Origin of the sequence: Streptomyces spiramenti, from assembly GCF_012034385.1 — a bacterium.
Taxonomy (GTDB): Bacteria; Actinomycetota; Actinomycetes; order Streptomycetales; family Streptomycetaceae; genus Streptomyces; species Streptomyces spiramenti.
Map to the genome: position 1 here is coordinate 1 of NZ_JAAVJB010000468.1, position 1154 is coordinate 1154.

The following is a 1154-nucleotide window of genomic DNA, read 5'->3' on the forward strand; positions in this document are numbered from 1 at the left end:
GCCGTCGGCAGTCCGCGAACTGGTCGCGGCGGAGATCATCCGCCGTGGGGGCTCGCCACCACCGCTGGGCCGGGCCTGGTCGGACGACGCCGTCGTCGACCTGACCGCCGCCGACCGGCCCGCGGCACGACTGGCGCTGCTGACGGCACTGGCGGCGCCCCAGGTGCGGCCCGCGGACATCGCCGCGGTACGCGCACGCCACCCGGACCCCGCCGATCTGCTCCACCTCACGGCGTGGGCGGCGATGACCGCGGCCCGCGGCGTCGCCGCCCGGCTCCCTGCGGCACCCGCCGACCCGCCCTTCCCGAGAACCACCGAACCGGAGGCGACATGAAGCCACCCGCCGAGATCCTCCGCGATCTCGCCACCGAGATCGAGGAGACCGCCGAACTGGTCTCCGGCCTGACCGACGACGCCTGGGCGACGCCCACCCCGGCACCGGAGTGGACCGTGGCCGACCAGGTTGCGCACCTCACCTTCGTCTTCCACCTCGCCAGGACGGCCGCGTCGGACGCCACCGCCTTCAGCCGGCTCGTGGAGGGCGCGTCGGGCGACTTCGACGGCGCCGTCGACACCTCGCTGCGGGAGTTCCGCGGCTTCCCGCCCGCCGAACTGCTCGCCCGCTACCGGGCCCTGGGCCGCGGCTCGGTGGAGGCACTCGGCGCCGTACCCGCCGACCGGACCGTCCCCTGGCTGGTCAACCCCCTGCCGCCCCCCGTCCTCGCGGCGGCCGGGGTGATGGAGGTCTTCGCCCACGGCCAGGACATCGCGGACGCGCTGGGCGTCGTCCGGGAGCCCACCGACCGGCTTTACCATCTCGTCTGGTTCGCGTCGCTCACCAGCGACTTCGGGTACCTCGCCCGGGGGATGACCCCGCCGCCGGAGCCCCTGCGCATCGAGGTGGTCGGGCCGGGCGGCGACACCTGGGCGCACGGACCCCAGGACGCCGAGAACACGGTCACCGGGCCGGCCCACGACCTCTGCCTGCTCGTCACCCGCCGACGGCACCGGGCCGACCTGGCGCTGCGGGCGACCGGGCCGGTCGCCGACCGGTGGCTCGACATCGCGCAGGCCTACCGCGGCTCGCCGGGAGCGGGGCGCCGCCCCGGGCAGTTCGCCGGCGTCTGACCTCCGCCCCGCCGCCCGCCCCGACC

1 protein-coding gene and 1 pseudogene are annotated in these 1154 nt (G+C 76.7%); both read left to right on the forward strand.

Annotated elements, in window-relative coordinates; all coding sequences use genetic code 11:
* Window positions 1-334: pseudogene (locus tag HCJ92_RS24195) on the forward strand (carboxymuconolactone decarboxylase family protein); the annotation flags it as partial.
* The gene (locus HCJ92_RS24200) at window positions 331-1128 is read left to right on the forward strand and encodes a TIGR03084 family metal-binding protein (RefSeq protein WP_167935731.1); all 798 of its coding nucleotides are present in this window, start codon (window positions 331-333) and stop codon (window positions 1126-1128) included. The pseudogene HCJ92_RS24195 and the gene HCJ92_RS24200, both read left to right, overlap by 4 nt.
* Window positions 1129-1154 lie beyond the last annotated feature (26 nt).

What these genes read in the sequence shown, in the direction of transcription:
- HCJ92_RS24200 (WP_167935731.1), top strand. Translation starts at nt 331, where the DNA reads ATGAAGCCACCCGCCGAGATCCTCCGCGATCTCGCCACCGAGATCGAG.